Source organism: Wolbachia endosymbiont (group B) of Xanthorhoe designata (assembly GCF_964028585.1).
Lineage (GTDB): Bacteria > Pseudomonadota > Alphaproteobacteria > Rickettsiales > Anaplasmataceae > Wolbachia.
The window spans coordinates 823,581-840,671 of sequence record NZ_OZ034794.1; the positions used below are offsets into that span (position 1 = coordinate 823,581).

General features: G+C 33.4%; 13 protein-coding genes and 3 pseudogenes. 5 read left to right on the forward strand and 11 right to left on the reverse strand.

What is annotated here, in order from left to right; translation table 11 throughout:
- Positions 1-203: 203 nt before the first annotated feature.
- Both ABWU64_RS03945 and dnaG read right to left on the reverse strand, forming a co-directional pair.
- Positions 204-1,508: a Na+/H+ antiporter NhaC family protein gene (locus ABWU64_RS03945; protein ID WP_353279327.1), complete on the reverse strand. Its 1,305-nt coding sequence runs from the start codon at positions 1,506-1,508 to the stop codon at positions 204-206.
- A gap of 98 nt (positions 1,509-1,606) precedes the next feature.
- Entirely contained in the window at positions 1,607-3,349 is a 1,743-nt protein-coding gene (gene dnaG / locus ABWU64_RS03950; protein WP_015588468.1) for a DNA primase, read from the reverse strand.
- A gap of 145 nt (positions 3,350-3,494) precedes the next feature.
- On the opposite strand from dnaG, the gene ubiG reads away from it, so the two are divergent.
- From ubiG to tsaB, 3 genes are all read left to right on the forward strand, one after another.
- On the forward strand, positions 3,495-4,661 hold the full coding sequence (gene ubiG / locus ABWU64_RS03955; protein ID WP_353279329.1) for a bifunctional 2-polyprenyl-6-hydroxyphenol methylase/3-demethylubiquinol 3-O-methyltransferase UbiG: 1,167 nt from the start codon (positions 3,495-3,497) through the stop codon (positions 4,659-4,661).
- A 107-nt stretch (positions 4,662-4,768) separates the two neighbouring features.
- Positions 4,769-5,902: a cation:dicarboxylate symporter family transporter gene (locus ABWU64_RS03960; RefSeq protein WP_341815952.1), complete on the forward strand. Its 1,134-nt coding sequence runs from the start codon at positions 4,769-4,771 to the stop codon at positions 5,900-5,902.
- A complete protein-coding gene (gene tsaB, locus ABWU64_RS03965) occupies positions 5,902-6,507 on the forward strand; it encodes a tRNA (adenosine(37)-N6)-threonylcarbamoyltransferase complex dimerization subunit type 1 TsaB (RefSeq protein WP_063631133.1) in 606 nt (201 codons plus the stop codon). Before ABWU64_RS03960 ends, tsaB begins: the two co-directional genes overlap by 1 nt.
- Here the strand turns inward: tsaB and ABWU64_RS03970 are convergent.
- Positions 6,477-7,059, reverse strand: a pseudogene (locus tag ABWU64_RS03970) (hypothetical protein). The gene tsaB and the pseudogene ABWU64_RS03970 overlap by 31 nt on opposite strands.
- A gap of 235 nt (positions 7,060-7,294) precedes the next feature.
- Here ABWU64_RS03970 and ABWU64_RS03975 point away from each other — a divergent pair.
- Positions 7,295-8,005: a class II aldolase/adducin family protein gene (locus ABWU64_RS03975; RefSeq protein WP_063631132.1), complete on the forward strand. Its 711-nt coding sequence runs from the start codon at positions 7,295-7,297 to the stop codon at positions 8,003-8,005.
- A 176-nt stretch (positions 8,006-8,181) separates the two neighbouring features.
- Here ABWU64_RS03975 and ABWU64_RS03980 read toward each other — a convergent pair whose 3' ends face one another.
- Complete coding sequence (locus ABWU64_RS03980) at positions 8,182-8,829, reverse strand: heme exporter protein CcmB (RefSeq protein WP_015588462.1); 648 nt, start codon at positions 8,827-8,829, stop codon at positions 8,182-8,184.
- Positions 8,830-8,937: 108 nt separating this feature from the next.
- Here ABWU64_RS03980 and ABWU64_RS03985 point away from each other — a divergent pair, with 108 nt between their 5' ends.
- Complete coding sequence (locus ABWU64_RS03985) at positions 8,938-9,321, forward strand: TraR/DksA family transcriptional regulator (protein WP_353279330.1); 384 nt, start codon at positions 8,938-8,940, stop codon at positions 9,319-9,321.
- On the opposite strand, the pseudogene ABWU64_RS03990 reads toward ABWU64_RS03985, so the two are convergent.
- The 7 genes and pseudogenes from ABWU64_RS03990 to ABWU64_RS04020 form a co-directional block, all read right to left on the reverse strand.
- Positions 9,311-10,021, reverse strand: a pseudogene (locus tag ABWU64_RS03990) (transposase). The gene ABWU64_RS03985 and the pseudogene ABWU64_RS03990 overlap by 11 nt on opposite strands.
- A gap of 20 nt (positions 10,022-10,041) precedes the next feature.
- Positions 10,042-11,265 (reverse strand): ankyrin repeat domain-containing protein, encoded by a 1,224-nt coding sequence (locus tag ABWU64_RS03995; protein WP_341815951.1) that lies wholly within the window; start codon positions 11,263-11,265, stop codon positions 10,042-10,044.
- 284 nt (positions 11,266-11,549) lie between these two features.
- Complete coding sequence (gene ispG, locus ABWU64_RS04000) at positions 11,550-12,830, reverse strand: flavodoxin-dependent (E)-4-hydroxy-3-methylbut-2-enyl-diphosphate synthase (protein ID WP_015588459.1); 1,281 nt, start codon at positions 12,828-12,830, stop codon at positions 11,550-11,552.
- Between the two features lie 16 nt (positions 12,831-12,846).
- A complete protein-coding gene (locus ABWU64_RS04005) occupies positions 12,847-13,485 on the reverse strand; it encodes a TRP75-related protein (RefSeq protein WP_341815950.1) in 639 nt (212 codons plus the stop codon).
- A gap of 176 nt (positions 13,486-13,661) precedes the next feature.
- A pseudogene (locus tag ABWU64_RS04010) lies at positions 13,662-14,218 on the reverse strand (hypothetical protein).
- A 181-nt stretch (positions 14,219-14,399) separates the two neighbouring features.
- The gene (locus ABWU64_RS04015; protein ID WP_341815948.1) at positions 14,400-16,508 is read right to left on the reverse strand and encodes an FtsK/SpoIIIE family DNA translocase; all 2,109 of its coding nucleotides are present in this window, start codon (positions 16,506-16,508) and stop codon (positions 14,400-14,402) included.
- On the reverse strand, positions 16,509-16,787 hold the full coding sequence (locus ABWU64_RS04020; RefSeq protein WP_015588455.1) for a YggT family protein: 279 nt from the start codon (positions 16,785-16,787) through the stop codon (positions 16,509-16,511).
- Between the last annotated feature and the right edge of the window lie 304 nt (positions 16,788-17,091).

The window sequence follows — 17,091 nt, forward strand, 5'->3', positions numbered from 1 at the left end:
ACTGGTGCTATATAAATATTTTAGCATATATTATAATATTTGTCAATTTATTAACAAATAGAGTGAAAATTTGTAGAAAAATGAGTTGTGAAAATGAAGGCTTAGAATCATTCCAACAACAGATTAATTTATATATGAATATGGCTCACCTTTACAGCATAATCAGTTAGCATAATTTCCACAAAGCTACAGAAAGAGTTGTGTTATATTTGTGGTAATTGAGGAGCTACAACCGCATGACGTCTGCCATTAATAATTATTTCACTTATTGCAACTGCTGCAAAAACAAAACAATAATATACTTTTGTTAGTACAGCAATAGGTGAAAGAGAGGCAATGCTGCTTGCTAGCAATATTTGAGAACCATAAGGTAAGATACTTTTTGTGATCGCAGTAAATATCTGTAATAAATACGCACTACGGTGTGGTGAAATGTTATATCTCTGTGCAAGTCTTTTCGCAATATTACTAGTTAATAAAATAGCAACAATATTGCTGGAAACCAAAATGGTAAACATAGATGATATTCCTGCAATCATAAGTTCAGCTTGACTTCTTGTGAGATTTACCTCATCGGTGAATTTATCTATCTTTTTCTGACTGTATTCGTACATTAAGTGACTTAATCCACTACTGAAAAGAATAAATATCATTACTTCATTCATCTTATTAAAACCCCTACATATGTCATGAGAATAATCAATAATAGAATAATCAAAAAAAGCTATTCCTAATATTCCAGCAACAACCATATTAACAGCTAATATTACCAGTGTGTTTATTTCAAATAAACCCATAATTATTAAAGATATATAAGGTATAATTTTAACTATGGATAAATAATTCAGAGTTGAAAAAGAAACAACTTCTGTACTATTTGAAATTATTACTAGATAAGTAAGTATTATAAAACCTGTAATAGATCCTGTCTTTAAGGTTAGTTTTAGTTTATCCTTTACTGAAGCTCCTTGTGAAGAAGTAGCCGCAATAGTAGTGTCAGATATCATTGAAAGGTTGCTGCCAAACATGGACCCACCTATCACAGCTCCAACGCCCACCGCACAATCAAAAGCTCCATTTTGTGCTAGATTCACAGCTATTGGTGTTATAAGTGCAATAACTCCGATTGATGTGCCTATTGCACTTGCAATAAACGCAGAAATTAAAAACATTCCAGGAAGTAATAATTGTGCTGGAAGAAAGCAAATAGTTAAGCTAGCAATAACATTTATACTACCAAGCGATTGAGTAACAGTAGAAAATGCATCAGCAAGGAGAAAAATCAAACACACGGTAAGAGTAGTTTTATTACCCATACCTTTTATAAGAGTATCAACGCTATGCTGAATTTTGTTTTTATTGAATAGAATAGCAAAAAATAATGCTGGTAATAAGCAAACTAACGGTGAAATTTGATGAAGAGGATTGTCAAGTCCTATAAAGGAAAAATAAGTACCACTACCAAGATATAAGGCTAAAAAAATAATGAGAGGAAGAAATGCAAACACTTGTCGTAATTAAATAAATTGAAAATATACTAGAATAAGCTATTTTAAGCAACTACCAATACAGTGTTTTTCTAATAATTTTGAACATCTTAAGCCATCTACTTTTGAATAAATTCCATTTGCATTTCTTGTATACTATTCTCTATTTGCTTTATTTGTTCTATTAGCCTTTCCTCTAAGTCAAAATTACCGCCCAGCCTTGCTTTAATTTTTTCTTCTTGTAATACATTTAATTCTTTTCGTAATACTATGTTATTCCAGACAGTTTCTGCTGATCTCTTCTCACTTAATTGACTATTTAGTACGCTAGTTTTTTCAAATACAAACTTTATAACACTAGACTCCTGTAGCAGAATTTCTTTATTAAAGTTGCTCTCACTAGTTACCATATTAATTACGCACTGTTGTAATTTTTTCATCTCCATATGAGTAAACTCAAAATGGGAAAATTGCTCGAAAAATATAGGGTGATTTAAAAATTCAGAAAACTCTATTACTATACGCAGGATTATAGCTTGATTTTGCTCTGCTTCAATTAATTTTGGAGATTTGTTGTAGAGATACTCCTCTCTTGTTTCTCTGAGTCTACTTTTAAAAATTTGCTTTTTAAAGCTACTTCTCAGTTCGCTAACTTTTTTGTAAAAATAATCTCTATAATACCTTTTAATGCTGATGTTACTGATAGCATTTACATATTCCATAAATTTGTGCTCAAGAATTGAATATTTTTCCGGAGCAAATTTTTCATAATTTTGCAAATTGCTACCAATTATGTGATGCCATAAATATTCAGAGTGCAGTTCTGTTGAGCGGTTAAAAGCGGATAGTACATCTTCCGTCTTATATTCTAGTTCATTGCATATATCGTATGGGTCCTTGTTGCTTGGCAAAGTCACGAACTTCAATGTGTATCCAGGCTCCAGTATCGGCAGAACAAGTTCTGCAATTCGAATAGCAGCATGACATCCAGCACTATCGCCATCCATACAGATAGAAATTTCTTTAGCAAGTTTCCAAAGATTTTTTATCTGCTCTGCAGAAATTGCGGTACCAAGCGGAGCAACTGTATTGCTAATTCCCGCTTGATGTAGTGCTATAGCGTCCATATATCCTTCAACAACAAATAGATGCTGTTTTTTGCGTATTTCACTCAAAGCAAAGTTTAATCCATATAAATTTTCTCTTTTCTTAAAGAGCTGACTCTCTGGGCTATTTAAATATTTTGGTTGTTGATCAGAACTCAACGCACGTCCACCAAAGCCAATAACTTTTCCTGCAATGTTCTGTATAGGGAACATGAGTCGATCATAGAAATAATCACGAGAATTTCTATTTATCAACCCAACATTAGCCAAAATTTTGTCTTCAATACCTGAAGAGTTCAAATATTCTCTCAAACCAGAACTTGGTGCATAACCTATTCTAAATTTATCTATGATTTTGAGTGAAATCTTGCGCTGCTTTAAATAATCTACAACTCCCTGATTTTTTTGTGTAAACCAAATTGCAGCTAAATTCAGTGCTGAAAACAGTTTGTTGTTCTCTTTAGCAACGCTGAGGTTTTTGGGTAACTCAACACCTGCAACAGATGCCAATTTTTCCAACGCTTCCTTAAAACTTAAGCCCTCAGTTTGCGAAATAAATTCAAACGCATCACCATGAGCTGAGCAACCGAAACAGTAATATAAGCCCTTAACATTGCTGACCGAAAAAGATGGAGTTTTTTCGTTATGAAATGGGCAGAGTCCAACAAAACTATCTCCTCTTTTTATTAACCTAACTTTTTTTCCTACTATGTCGGACAACAATAATTTTGACTTTATAATATCTATATGATCCATTTTACCGAATTAGTAGTGGTAGGATAAAAATTATATAGAATTTATGCATATCTGACTCGAAATTTATTCAGAAAGATCAGGAGAGCTTGACAAAAAGCTCAAAATAAATTACCCATATAAATATCCTTAAGTTGCAATTTCTTATATGTCATATGTGATATCAGTTGCTTCAGACCATGCAGGTTATGAATTAAAATCAGAAATAAAGGCTTACTTGGAAATTTTAGATTATACAGTGATAGACCGTGGCTGCACTGCTGAACAAAAGAGTGTAGACTACCCTGACTATGCTGCTGAAGTTGTAGAAGATATAACAAACAAAAAAGCAAATTATGGAATATTAATTTGCGGTACAGGTTTGGGCATGAGTACTGTGGCAAATCGTTTTGAAGGAATCTACGCTGCTTTATGTAATAGTGTTGAGATCGCAAAATTAGCTCGCGAGCATGGCAACGCGAATATACTTTGTCTTGGTGCAGAGTTTACTGCGAGTGGATTAGCAAAAGACATAGTCAAACAATTCCTCGAAACAGAATTTTCAAAAGAAAGTAGACATAAAGAACGCCTTGATAAAGTTAGCAATATTAGCAAGAAAAAAACCACAAAAACTTATAACGAAGATGAAATATCAAAATTCGCTAAAATAGCAGGTGAATGGTGGGATGAGAATGGCAAATTCAAGCCATTGCACATGATGAATCCTGTGAGAGTATCATACATCGTTGAGAAAATAAAAGAATTAAAAAAATGCGATTTAAAAGAACTATCATTGCTCGATGTTGGTTGTGGTGGTGGCATTTTGTCAGAGTCAATGGCGCGTATTGGTATTAGCGTTGCGGGAATAGATGTATGTGAGGAAAACATAAAAGTGGCACAGTCGCATGCAAAGAAAGTAGGGTTAAATATAGAATACACACACACTAGCATTGAAGAGCTAAGCAATGACAAGAAGTATGACGTGGTTTTGTTGATGGAAGTGGTTGAACATGTAGATAATTTAGAGTTTTTCATGAAAAAAGCAATAGAGCTGTTGAAGCCAGAAGGGCTAATTTTTATATCGACGATAAATAGAACTATTAAATCCTTCTGTCTTGCAATAGTCGGCGCAGAGTACATATTAAACTGGCTGCCAAAAGGCACACATAGTTGGAATAAATTTCTCAAGCCATCAGAAATTGCAAATCATCTAAGAGAGAACAATGTAACACTGCAAAACATGGCTGGTATGGAATATAATGTAATAAAGCGTGAATGGAACTTGACCAAAGGTGTGGATGTTAACTATATACTTTGTGGAAACGTTGTAATTTGAAATCTCATTCAAGTACTAGAAGGTAATGTAAATATTTTAAGCAGTTTTACTTTACTTAGCAGCTAATTTATCATATGTATTTCCGTAGGATATCGCTATATTAGAATATGTTACAATTACTAACCTTACTTGCTGTTATCACTTCAGTTATACTTTTTGGTCATCTAGTTCCAATGGAAGTAAAAACCTTCTTGTATTCAATAAGCCTTAGTATAAAAGAGATCCTACTATTTATAATGCCTTTTATTGTTTTTGCATTAATCTTTAGTAGTGTTAACAATCTTAAGCAGTCGGCTATAAAGTTTATATTGTTAATTATTATAACGATTTTCTTGTCGAACCTTACCTCAAGTCTAATAGCTTATTCTGCTTGGCACTTTATCTTACAAAATACTTATTCAATACAGAACGTAATACAGCATGAAGAAACAATTGTACCTTTATGGTCGTTTGAGCTACCGATAATGCTTTCCAACTTTCGTGCTCTTGCTTATGGGTTTGTGTCCAGCTTAATAATGTCTACTTTGCTGCCTAAAAAAAGCAAAGAACTTTCTCACAAAATGTCAGATTTAATTTTTGTTATTTTGAAGACATTCTTGACACCAGTTATTCCAATGTTTGTACTTGGATTTGCTTTTAAAATGCAGCATGACCAGGTTCTATCTACAATATTTATGAATTACTCAATAATTTTTATTATTATAGCATCTGTAACCTACCTTTATGTTTTTCTCTTATATGGAGCAGCAAATTCATTCAAGATCACAAGCTGGATAGCTAGTATAGGCAATATGATACCTGCATTTATTACTGCAATGAGCACAATGTCTAGTAATGCAGCTATGCCGCTTACTATTGAAGGAAGCAAAAAAAATGTAAAGCAGCCTGATATAGCATCGTCTGTTGTACCAATAACTGCTAGCTTTCATTTAGTAGGTGATTGCTTTTTTATTATAATACTATCAATGATAATGACTTTTGGTGGTGCATTGTCTGCAACAGACTATGTGACTTTCCTTCTCTACTTTCTGTTATTTAAATTTGCTATTGTTGCAGTTCCAGCGGGAGGGATTATGGTAATGTTGCCTGTTCTTGAGAAGTATCTTAATTTCTCTCCAGAGATGCTTTCATTAATTACAGCATTGTATATAGTGTTTGACCCAATAATAACTTCAGCAAATGTTATGGGTAACGGTGCGTTCACTATGATGTTTACAAAGCTCTATGATAAGCTTAAGTGATGTCCATTCTAGCAATTAATACTGTAGGTGCTGGTAGTTCAATAGCAGTAATTGATTACGATGGTAATTGTTTTGTAGAACGCAATTCTGCAAACAATAGTCATGCAGAATCATTTTTTCAAATACTGAATACTTTGTTTGATAAGCATAATTACAGCTACGATAAAATAGACCATTTAGCAGTGATAGTTGGACCAGGAAGTTTTACTGGAATCAGAGTTGGTATATCAACTGCACAAGGTATAAATCTTGCTACAAATAAGCCGTTATATGGGGTTAGTGCGCTGGAAGCTCAAGCATATGCAATATCGCTACTTTGTGCAAATAGCAAAAAAAATATTAAAGCTATAATCGAAGATGATCAAAAGTTTTATACGCAATTATTTGATTTCAATTTGTTACCGCTATCAAATCCTGCTGTAGTAAGTGAACTCCAGCCTGAAACGGACTGCATTACATATATGGATTGCAGTTTACCAAAGTTGGATGCTAGCCATGCAGGGCTATTAGTCCGTTATAGACTAAAAAATAAACAAAAATTAAATGGAGTTGAGGCTCTATATTTAAATGAGCCTCAGTATATGAAATCGTTGCCTATTGCGTAAACACTATTAATTTGGCCAAGTTTGTACATCTGACTTACTATTTCTTCTGCTACTTCTTTTATACTCATATTTGAATTTTCTACCTCTATAGCATTTTGTGGTACAAATAAATCTTCCTCCCTAAATTTAATACTATTTATATTAGTAACCTTCCTATTTTTTCTTTGCTTTTTTGATATAGTACGCTCTTGTAATATCAATGGATTGCACCTAAGTACTATAGGGAGGATTTTTGTGCCCATTTTTTACTAAGTTCTACTACTGAGTTATATATTCTTATGTTGTAATCATTATTTTTAATTAATTCATCAACAAATATATAATTTTTTGAGTCAATAGGATAGGCTTCTATTGCCTGAAACATAACATGTGTAGTGTTATATATTCTATCTCGAGCTTCTTTGGAAGTTTGATTATATTCAAGTCCACTTACAATTACTGCATTTATCATACTAGATAATACTATTGCTGTAGAAAGTTTACCACTTCCTGGAAAACCAGTGATATATATGAAAAATTTTGTTAGCTGTTTTTTATGTCAATGTTTACCATATTGTTTTTAATATTAAAACCTACACTTATAATAACATAAAAACGAGGCTTTAAAACATATGAAATATTACATAAAAAGTCGTTTTTATAGTTAAAATACTATGTAATCTAGAAATGTAAACTCTAATCACCTAAGGCAAGTAAAAGTGCTTAGTATTTTAACGTAGGTTCACCTTTTAGTTTGTAATAAACTTTTTTTCACGTATAAATCTTTAGAAAATTTTAGTCAAGAGCTATGTTATTAACAAATAGTGAGTTGAAAAGAGACCTAGTTAACGCCTATCAGATTTTATCTTATCTTAAATTAGATGATCATACGTATACTCATCTCTCTGTACGTTCTGAAGATAAAAAGTCATTTTATGTTTATCCGTTTGGTATACGTTTTGATGAAGTAGATGAAAGTTCATTGATGAAAGTATCGTTTGATGGGAATATAATTGAAGGCAAAGAATATCAATATAATAAAACTGGCTATGTAATCCATGGCTTCATTTATCAAGCAAGGAAAGATATTCAAGCAATTTTTCATCTACATACACCTTCTATTGTAGCAGTTTCTTCTCTCAAGGATGGATTAATCCCAATAAGTCAGTGGGCGCTGCACTTTTATAATAAGGTATCTTACCATGATTATAATTCCCTGGCACTTGATGATACGGAAGGAAAAAGATTAATAGCTGATTTGAAAGAAAATTTTGTGATGTTAATGCGCAATCATGGATCTATAACATGTGGTCAGACTATACAAGAAGCAATGTTTTATACGTATCACTTAGAACAAGCTTGTAAAACTCAATGCCTGACGCTAGCAATGAATAGGGGGTTGTCAATTCCAAGTGAAGAAATTTGCTCAAAAGCCGTAAAGGATCTTCTGTCTTTCGAAAGCAATCTTGGTGAGAGAGATTGGCACGCATGGGTTAGGTTGATTAAAGGTAAGTTATAAAAGTTTCTGACTCTTCGATAGATATTAGATTTCTTGCATAACCAGCCAGTCTGAAATCCAATAATGGTTTCACACGCTGTAACTCTTCAATTCATGCAAGAAGTCTAATGTCTCCATCTCTACTTAAGTTAACACCCTTAACTAAGCAGATACAAGTAAATAACTAGTAAGTTTTTTCAATCCTGCTCCACAGCAAATTTTAATGCTATGTGAGTAGTTATAGTGCTATTAACAATTAAAATGACAAAAATTAAGATGGTGATTAGTAGTGTATAAATATTCAAGGATAAATTTTCAAATTGAGTTAGCAATTTGAAATATACAAAAGTTGGCATTATCATTGGCAAAACAAGAATTTGCGACACTCCTGATGCTAAGTTATTTCGACCAATCATCAATGCATTTCCAGTAGCTGAAATATTAATGATTATCAGCGTATTAAATAATAAAGACACTCCAACTGCTATTGAATGTTCAATATTATTGCCTAGAATTGCAAAGCTGAACATGAAAGAAATCACTGAAATCGGTAACCCAAATAACAACCAGTGAGCGAAGATTTTATAAGCAACTATTAGCCTAGAAGAGAGTGGCTGTACAAAGATTTGCTCTAATATTCCATCATGATAATCAGATGTAAATAAATTATTTGTAGAGATCTGCAAAACAAATGTAGCACATATCCATGTTAATGTTAATATGACTTCTTGTTTACTGTTGTTTTCAAGTGTATATGAAGATAAACTTAACATTATAATAAAAATACATACTATATAAGTAAGATTATTATCATTTATTACTAATTTTTTTACCGAACTAATCATACCAGGATTTTAAATGTTTATTATAAATTATAGTGTTTACTTTGAGGGTAATATAATTTTTTGTGTTTACAAGTTATATAAGTTTTAATATATTTTATTGATAATGCTATGGAAAAATTAATAAAAATAAAGTTACCGGAAGATTACGTTCCTTCAGAAAATGAAGAATATATGAACGCAAAACAACTGGAATACTTTAGCTTAAAGTTACAATCAATACTCTCTGAAATGGAGAAACAAGATCTAGAAGATAGTAGTATTTATTCTGATAGAGATAGTGAAAATGGAGAATTAATTAAGCGCCGAAAAGATAGAAAAGAAAAAATTAAGGAGGCGTTGGAAAAAATAAAATTAGGCATTTATGGTTACTGCGATGGAACGGGAGAAGAAATAGGAGTCGAAAGACTTAAAGCTAATCCGCTTGCTATGTATTGTATTGAAGAACAAGAGAGAATAGAAAAAGAAAAGAACGTGTATAACATTAATGATTAGAACTTGTTCGGGAATTCAAGCATATTTCTCTCCTTAACATAACTCTACTCATAGCCAGATATATGAAATTTTCAGTGAGTAAATCTTATTCTTTCGATAGTCTTCTATTCCTAAAGCAAAAGTCCTTTCTACAACCCACCTTCTTGGCTGCACTTTAAACCCCTCATTGGTAGTAGCTAAGGCGGTGTGTCTTTGTTGACTTAGAACCTACATGAAGGCCTTTTGACAATCTCAATATCCAGACCATATTCTTCCTTTATATGATTTTTTAAATTTTCTCCTTGGTATCCCATCACATTTTTTAACTATAGTATATTTTTTTCTTATATTATTTAATACTACCTTTATCATTTTCGTTAGCAGCGCTTACGTAACAATAGAGTATAAAACCCTGAGTATCTGTAATTATATGCCTTTTTCTACCCTTTACTTTCTTAAATAGCCTTTGATTCCCCCTTTTCTGTAGTCTGTACAGATTACTATACAAACACTTGACTGATCATACACAGTTTCCATAGCGGAAAATCATTTAGTAAATACCGCCATTTACACCTGTACACAATACATAGAAAATTGCTTCTAATATTTCTCTTTTGCTATACTTTGACGACCTTCCTCCTTTCCTGTATGATACTCTGGAGTAGCTTTCTATTCTTGCCCATTCCCTTCGATTTAGCTCTGCTGGATGCTTTTTTCTCATCTTTACCCAGTACTAAAACTTTAGATATTATAGCCTCTTTTACTAATCTCTGGACAAGCTCTAGCTTCGGTAAATTCAGTAGAAGGTTCTTTTGCAAAAAATGCAGCATGTACAGCATTTTTAATAAAAAAACATGCAGCAAGTGCAAATATTGCTGTCGGTACATAGCGCAAAGGAGAAGCTATACTAAAAAAAGTAGCAGAAGCGACGATTAAGCAACAACAAGTCAGTATCGTTTGATCACGTAGATAACGTCTATCAACTCCACCGTATTCAGCCATCAACCCTTTAACTTTATCATTGCTACCGTATGGCAGAGTAAGCGTTTTAATCAAATTCATTACACCATTATTAGTGAAATATGGAGCACACTCTATAACTCTGGAGCCATTAACCTTCTGATTAGGATCTGCACCATACTTTAGAAGCAACTCTAAATATTTTTCGCGTTTATCGTTGTCACAATTGATTGCTTGATATAATGGACCTCGACCATTTTCATCTAACATATTAGGATTAGCACCATATTTCAAAAGTATTTCCATAGTATGATCATCATCAAACAAAAACGCTTCAAACAACGGATTTTTACCATTTCTATCTACCATATTAGGATCAGCACCATATTGTAACAATAACTCTACAATTCTGCTGTCGTCGAGAACCCTACAATAGTATAACGAAGCTTCATTATGTAATAGCTTTATATTAGGATCAGCACCATTTTCTAAAAGAAGTTTCAAAATACTATAATTTCTTGAATCTTTAGCTTGCATTAAAGCAATAGATAATGGAGAGTAAATACAAATAAGTTCTTCATTGATGTAATCACCAAATCTTCCATCTTTACTGCTTTTGAATTTGGAAAAAAGCTTTTCAAGAAACTTTATATCCTGATTATATAGAGCTCTACTTAAGTAAAACCTCAAATCTTCAGGCGAATTAATTTCATTTAAATTTTCGTCAGTTAGATTTTTAACCCCTTCTATATTTTTCTTAGTGAGAAATTCATATGCAGTACCTAGCTTTTTAAATTTCTCCTCATTTTGTTTCTTCACAACCTCACTTTCACCTGAATGTTTATCAGGATGATATTTCAAGGCCAATTTTCTATACGCTGATTTAATTTCTTGTTCACTGGGCGCATCGCTTGATTCAAAACCTAATATTTTTAAAGCTTTCTTTCTACTTACAATAAATTCCCCACTGAAATATGTTAAATTAAACGTAATCCAAAATTTCAAAAAGTAAAGCTTTTTATGTCAAATTACGTCTATTTCATAACTGTACAAATATTGTAGATCAGGAAACTTCAGTCCTTGATACTGGAATAACATCTCTATACTACTTAGAGTCAATCTCAATATTAAAAAATTTCTCAAATAGAAAAAAGGCAAAAGGAACCCTGTCAGATACTATCTAGTTTTAAAATTGGCGTTCTTTATTGTCTAATTTGACATCCACTCAATAGATACCATTTTTGCATTTAATTTACAGAATGTAGTCTAAGTACAAACTTGTGAAAGGCTTATGTGTAATGCTTCTCCACATAATCACTAATAATTTCCTTAAATTCTTCAAAAATATTATCACCTTGTAAAGTTTTGAAATATTTGCCGTCTTTGTAGACTGCTGAAACAGGTTTTTCTCCGTATCCAGGAAGGCTGATCCCCAGATTTGCATGTTTGCTTTCTCCAGGACCATTTACTATACATCCCATAACAGCAACGCTCATATACTCTACACCAGGATTCTTTTTCTTCCATATCGGCATATGAGTTTTTATGTAGTCATTTATTTCCTCAGTTAATCTACGAAAACGATCGCCACTTGTGCGTCCACAACCAGGACATGAACTCACCTGAGGGTTAAAGTGACGTAAACCTATAGACTGTAGTATTTCCTGACATACTACCACCTCATTAGTGCGTGATTCACCAGGGCGCTGAGTTAAAGAAGCCCGGATAGTGTCTCCAATACCATTTTGCAATAAATAAGTAAGCCCTGCTGTGGTATTTATTATGCCTTTATTACCCATACCAGCTTCGGTTAAACCCAAATGCAGCGCATAATTGGAAGATTTTGCAAGTGCAGTATAAACTAAAATTAAATCTTGCACTCTACTGACTTTACATGAAATGATTATTTTCTCTGCATTAAGGCCAATCTTTTCAGCTTTTTTTGCACTACCAAGAGCAGACATTACAAGCGTCTTACGTAATATAACATCAGAAGTTTTTGGATTACTAGACAAGGAGTTTTCATCCATTAATTTTTGTGAAAGGTACTTATCAAGACTACCCCAATTTACTCCAATTCTGACAGGAAGATCATGCGTTATTGCATACTCTATAATTTTTTCAAATTTTTCATCACGTTTATCACCAAAGCCTATATTACCTGGATTTATCCTAATTTTACCCAAAATTTTAATGTTGTCTGGATAATCCTGAATCAGCCTGTAGAGCTCATATTGTCCACAGCCTACTAATATTTTACCATCAAAGCCTTCTTTATTTATTTCCTCTACTATATAAGGTATTGCTTTTGCTACTTCCTCTGAGTTCAAAGCAATTCGCACCAATTCTGAACCTGCATGCGCTAGTTCTATTACTTCTTTTGCATATTTCTGAGCACTGCTTTTTATGTTGTCAGAATCTATATGTGCACCAAGTGCCATGGATTGAACAACTATAGGATTATTTCCACCTATCTTCACTTGTCCAACTTTTACAGTATGAGTTTTATGCCTGGAAACCGGCGATGACTCATATGCATCATCACTCAATGTCAGGTCTCTATCTAGCATATTATTAATCGTGACACTATTTTACTGTGTCAACTACACTGCCAAATGAACTTGAACCATTTAAACTATGCTGTGGTGTTCTATTTAGATCAGTAATAGAATCATGAGAGCACGTTCTTCTTGATGGAGTTTCTTTTATAGTAACATTTATAGGGGAAACTTTTTTTTCTCGTGTTGAAGTAACTTTTTTCCCTTTTTGTTGTTCACTTTTTTTATGCTGCTTACCTTCATACTGAGAAACTGGCTCTTGATCTATAAATACAGCACCCTTTAAACGTGCAAGATTAATACCATGCTGATTGATCATAGCATCCTCCCCATCTTCAACTATGCAAGCTCCCACGTTGTTTGGCTCGTTATCAAGGCTAGCAATTTTTTTTTCTTTTAATTTTTTGATTAGATCTTCTTTATTTACGTTAACATTAGTTTGACCTTGTAACTTTCTTTTCTTGAGAATCTCCCTACGCTTTTCATATAGTTTATATGAATCAGCAAATTCCTCATCTGCATGAAAATTTGTACCACCAGGATTACCAGGAGGTGTGTACCTTTTACTAAGCTTCACTTTAGACTTAGCTTCAACATTATGTACAGTAAAGAAACTAGAAACCAAAAATATTAATATAAATAAAACTTTAGAAAAGATCTTAAGCATACTATAGTGAATATTGTGCTTTAAAAGATACCAATTAACAAACTTCAAGTAAATCAGAATCTCTACCAACTTTATAATACAAACATCTTTCTAAAAAATTTACTACCAAAACCTGCAAAATCTAAAGAAAGTTTAAGGTGTTACAAATTTTACGTAACACCTTTTCAAGAAGAGCATTACACTCCTACTTGTTGTAAATTATTATTCAGTTTTTCGGTATCACCTACATTACTAAACTTCCCATTTGGTTTATCTTGAGACAAGTCTCTTTTTCCTTCCCTTTCAGATTTAACTCCTTGATAGATACAGAATGCAACAAAACTAGTTACCGCTATTGCAGCAACAGCACTGACTATGGCACAAGTTAGTATTGCTTGTTCTTGCCCACCTACCATGTCTGCAAATGTTTCTACTTTTTCTTCTAAGCCTGTAAATTTTTCTTGCAAGCCGCTTAAGTGCTCTTGCATAGCTTGAAACTGCTCAGTACCAATCTTATCTTCTAATGCACCAAAAACTTTTTCAAATTGCTCAACATCTATCTTTTGAGCTTCTTGCCACTCTTTTAATGCACTAAATACCTCTTCAAACTGTTTAGCATCTATCTTTTGAGCTTCTTGCCATTCTTTTAATGCGCTAAATACTTCTTGAACTTTTTAGCATCAATATTTTGACTTTCCTGCAATGCTGTTACATCCAATTTATCAAAACCGAATACAAATTTGGTTATACCCATCTTTAACCCCCTAGCTAATTAATATATTACTATTGTACGTTTTTAGTAGTTAATTTAGTATTAAACACTATACAACTGGGATCCAATAAGAAATATCTGGTCATGCGCTGGAACTTTTGAATTCCAGTTATGCAAGAGATCTATTGATCTTAAAATAACTTTCCTTGGTTTAAGTTAGCGATTATTCTACCAATATCTCTCTCTTTCCTGAGTAACTCGGAGCGCTGACAATACCTTCTTTCTCCATTCTTTCAACAATATTTGCAGCTCTATTATAGCCTATTCTAAGCTGCCTTTGAATGTAACTAGTTGAAACCTTTTGATCTCTCTGAATGATGGTCACTGCTTGCTTGTATAGATCGTTCTCTTCATCTTCTGTTTCACCTTCTGATTCCGAGAAAGAATTTTCATCTTCTTGAGTGATTTCCTCCATGTAGTTTGGCTCACCTTGCGTTTTCAGATGATCAACTATATTTTGCACCTCATCATCACTTACAAATGGACCGTGAACTCGAATAATCTTACCACCAGAGGCCATATAAAGCATATCACCCATACCGAGCAATTGTTCAGCCCCCTGTTCACCAAGTATTGTACGGCTATCTATCTTAGAAGTAACAGCAAAACTAATTCTCGTTGGAAAGTTTGCTTTTATCACACCTGTTATTACATCTACAGATGGGCGTTGTGTTGCCATTATGATGTGTATTCCTGCAGCACGAGCCATCTGAGCTAAACGTTGAATAGAGCATTCTATATCTTTGCCAGCAACAAGCATTAAATCTGCCATTTCATCTACGATCACCACAATATACGGAAATGTCTCCATTTTAAGTGGTATTTTTTCAAATAAAGGTTTACCCGTTGTTGAGTTAAACCCAATCTGTACAACGCGCTCCAACTCTATTCCGCTATTCATCGCTTCTGTAATTTTTTGATTATAGTTTATTACATTGCGCACATTTAAATATGACATCATGCGATAGCGATTTTCCATCTCTTTCACTATCCACTTAAGAGCAATAACAGCTTTTTTTGGCTCTGTTACCACTGGCGTTATTAGATGCGGTATTGCATCATATATTGAAAGCTCGAGCATTTTGGGGTCGATCATTATCATCTTGCATTCATCAGGACTTAATCGATAAACGAGCGATAGAATCATCGTGTTAATCGCAACTGATTTTCCTGACCCCGTAGTCCCGGCAACAAGCAAGTGGGGCATTTTAGTCAAATCTGCAATAACTGGCTTTCCGCTTATTTCCTTGCCAAGTGCAATTGGAAGATTTAAGTTTGCATTTTGGTATTCTGGCGATTCAAGTAAATCACGCAGCATCACAATCTCTCTCTCCTTGTTCGGCAACTCTATTCCCATAGCATTTTGCCCACGAATTATTGAAATACGCGCAGAGAGTGCACTCATCGAACGTGCAATATCATCCGCAAGGCCAATCACTCTTGCAGATTTTGTGCCGGCTTGTGGTTCAAGTTTATATAAAGTCACAACCGGTCCATAACATACACTTATAATTTTTCCTTGCACGCCAAAATCACTCAGGACCTGCTCCAGCAAAGATAAATTCTTATTGCTCTCTAATGCATTCAACTGTTTTCTCTGCACAGATTCTTCTACTTTAGAAAGTAAGTGAATGCTTGGAAACTCAAACTCGCTAGAAGGTGGTTTAAAAATCTCTTCGGTAGCTTTTTTCTGTCTTTCTTTTGGTTGTTGTCTAGTGGTTCTATATTTTTCTTCTAATACTAACGGTGCTATTGAATAATCAGTAGTTTTACGTAATCTGAAAAACAAGATCTTTGGAAAAAAGGAAGCTATTTTTTTGCATAGGAAAAGTAAAGAATAAACTGTTCTCTTCCAACCAACCAATCCTACAATACCTATCGACGCTACTACCGTGAATACATAAAACGGGCAGTGGCCAATTAGGGTATTGCCGACTATTCCACTGTGCATATACCTTGCAGTGGTGCTGAGCGAAAGTTGCTCTAATGTAGAGCATATTCCCAAATTGATTAATACTAAATAGAGAATCTTCAACAACCTTTTTGATATCAAAAAGTAAACTATGGTTGTAGCTATTGTAATACTAGCGAGTCCCAAAAATTGAACTAATATATCAGCTAAATATGAACCTACTATTCCACCTAAATTTGTTACTTTCTCATTTGTAGCTGTATTTAAGGATGGATCTTGATAATTATAGCTAAAAATCGATATATATATATACATTAAAAGTGACAGGTATATCGCTGATTTTAGCTGTTTTTTTAACATCTACTTAAAGTAATAAGTAATTGTATATTTTACAAAGTGAATTGCTATTATCAATATCATCACGGATAAATCTAATCCATTGAATGGTTGTATATACCTTCTGATAACCTTTAGTGGAGGATGGGTAAGTCGGTTTAAAGTTTGCATTATTTTGCTTACAACTTCATTATACATGTTAACCACATTCAATTTAATCAACAAATCCAGAACAACTGAGCATATTAGAATGAAGCTGTAAAAATCAAGTAGCAGATTAAGCAAGTATATGATTGGATGCATATTACTAATTTATACTAAAACCTATTATGTGTAGTGATAGATATAAAATCAAGCCCCACAATAATTTTTATGCTGAAACAGGTGTAAACAATAAGCTATAAGATATTGTAATCTTTGGTTCCAAGTAGATAAAAAACTTATTGATAAATTAACGGAGAGATGTGTACTGTATGAATAGCTTTTTGATCATGTTTATTACATGCAGGATAAGTGTTCAGGTACGTATGAAACCAGCGCTTCTTTTCTTGTCCACCTCTTGTTACCTAAATAGCCTCTGCTCAAGTCGCCCCTTTGTTGTCATCCC

Bases quoted from the DNA above. Each gene is read 5' to 3' on its own strand.
- dnaG (WP_015588468.1), bottom strand. From the start codon at position 3,349: ATGGATCATATAGATATTATAAAGTCAAAATTATTGTTGTCCGACATA.
- ubiG (WP_353279329.1), top strand. From the start codon at position 3,495: ATGTCATATGTGATATCAGTTGCTTCAGACCATGCAGGTTATGAATTA.
- ABWU64_RS03960 (WP_341815952.1), top strand. From the start codon at position 4,769: ATGTTACAATTACTAACCTTACTTGCTGTTATCACTTCAGTTATACTT.
- tsaB (WP_063631133.1), top strand. From the start codon at position 5,902: ATGTCCATTCTAGCAATTAATACTGTAGGTGCTGGTAGTTCAATAGCA.
- ABWU64_RS03975 (WP_063631132.1), top strand. From the start codon at position 7,295: ATGTTATTAACAAATAGTGAGTTGAAAAGAGACCTAGTTAACGCCTAT.
- ABWU64_RS03980 (WP_015588462.1), bottom strand. From the start codon at position 8,829: ATGATTAGTTCGGTAAAAAAATTAGTAATAAATGATAATAATCTTACT.
- ABWU64_RS03985 (WP_353279330.1), top strand. From the start codon at position 8,938: ATGGAAAAATTAATAAAAATAAAGTTACCGGAAGATTACGTTCCTTCA.
- ispG (WP_015588459.1), bottom strand. From the start codon at position 12,830: ATGCTAGATAGAGACCTGACATTGAGTGATGATGCATATGAGTCATCG.
- ABWU64_RS04005 (WP_341815950.1), bottom strand. From the start codon at position 13,485: ATGCTTAAGATCTTTTCTAAAGTTTTATTTATATTAATATTTTTGGTT.
- ABWU64_RS04015 (WP_341815948.1), bottom strand. From the start codon at position 16,508: ATGTTAAAAAAACAGCTAAAATCAGCGATATACCTGTCACTTTTAATG.
- ABWU64_RS04020 (WP_015588455.1), bottom strand. From the start codon at position 16,787: ATGCATCCAATCATATACTTGCTTAATCTGCTACTTGATTTTTACAGC.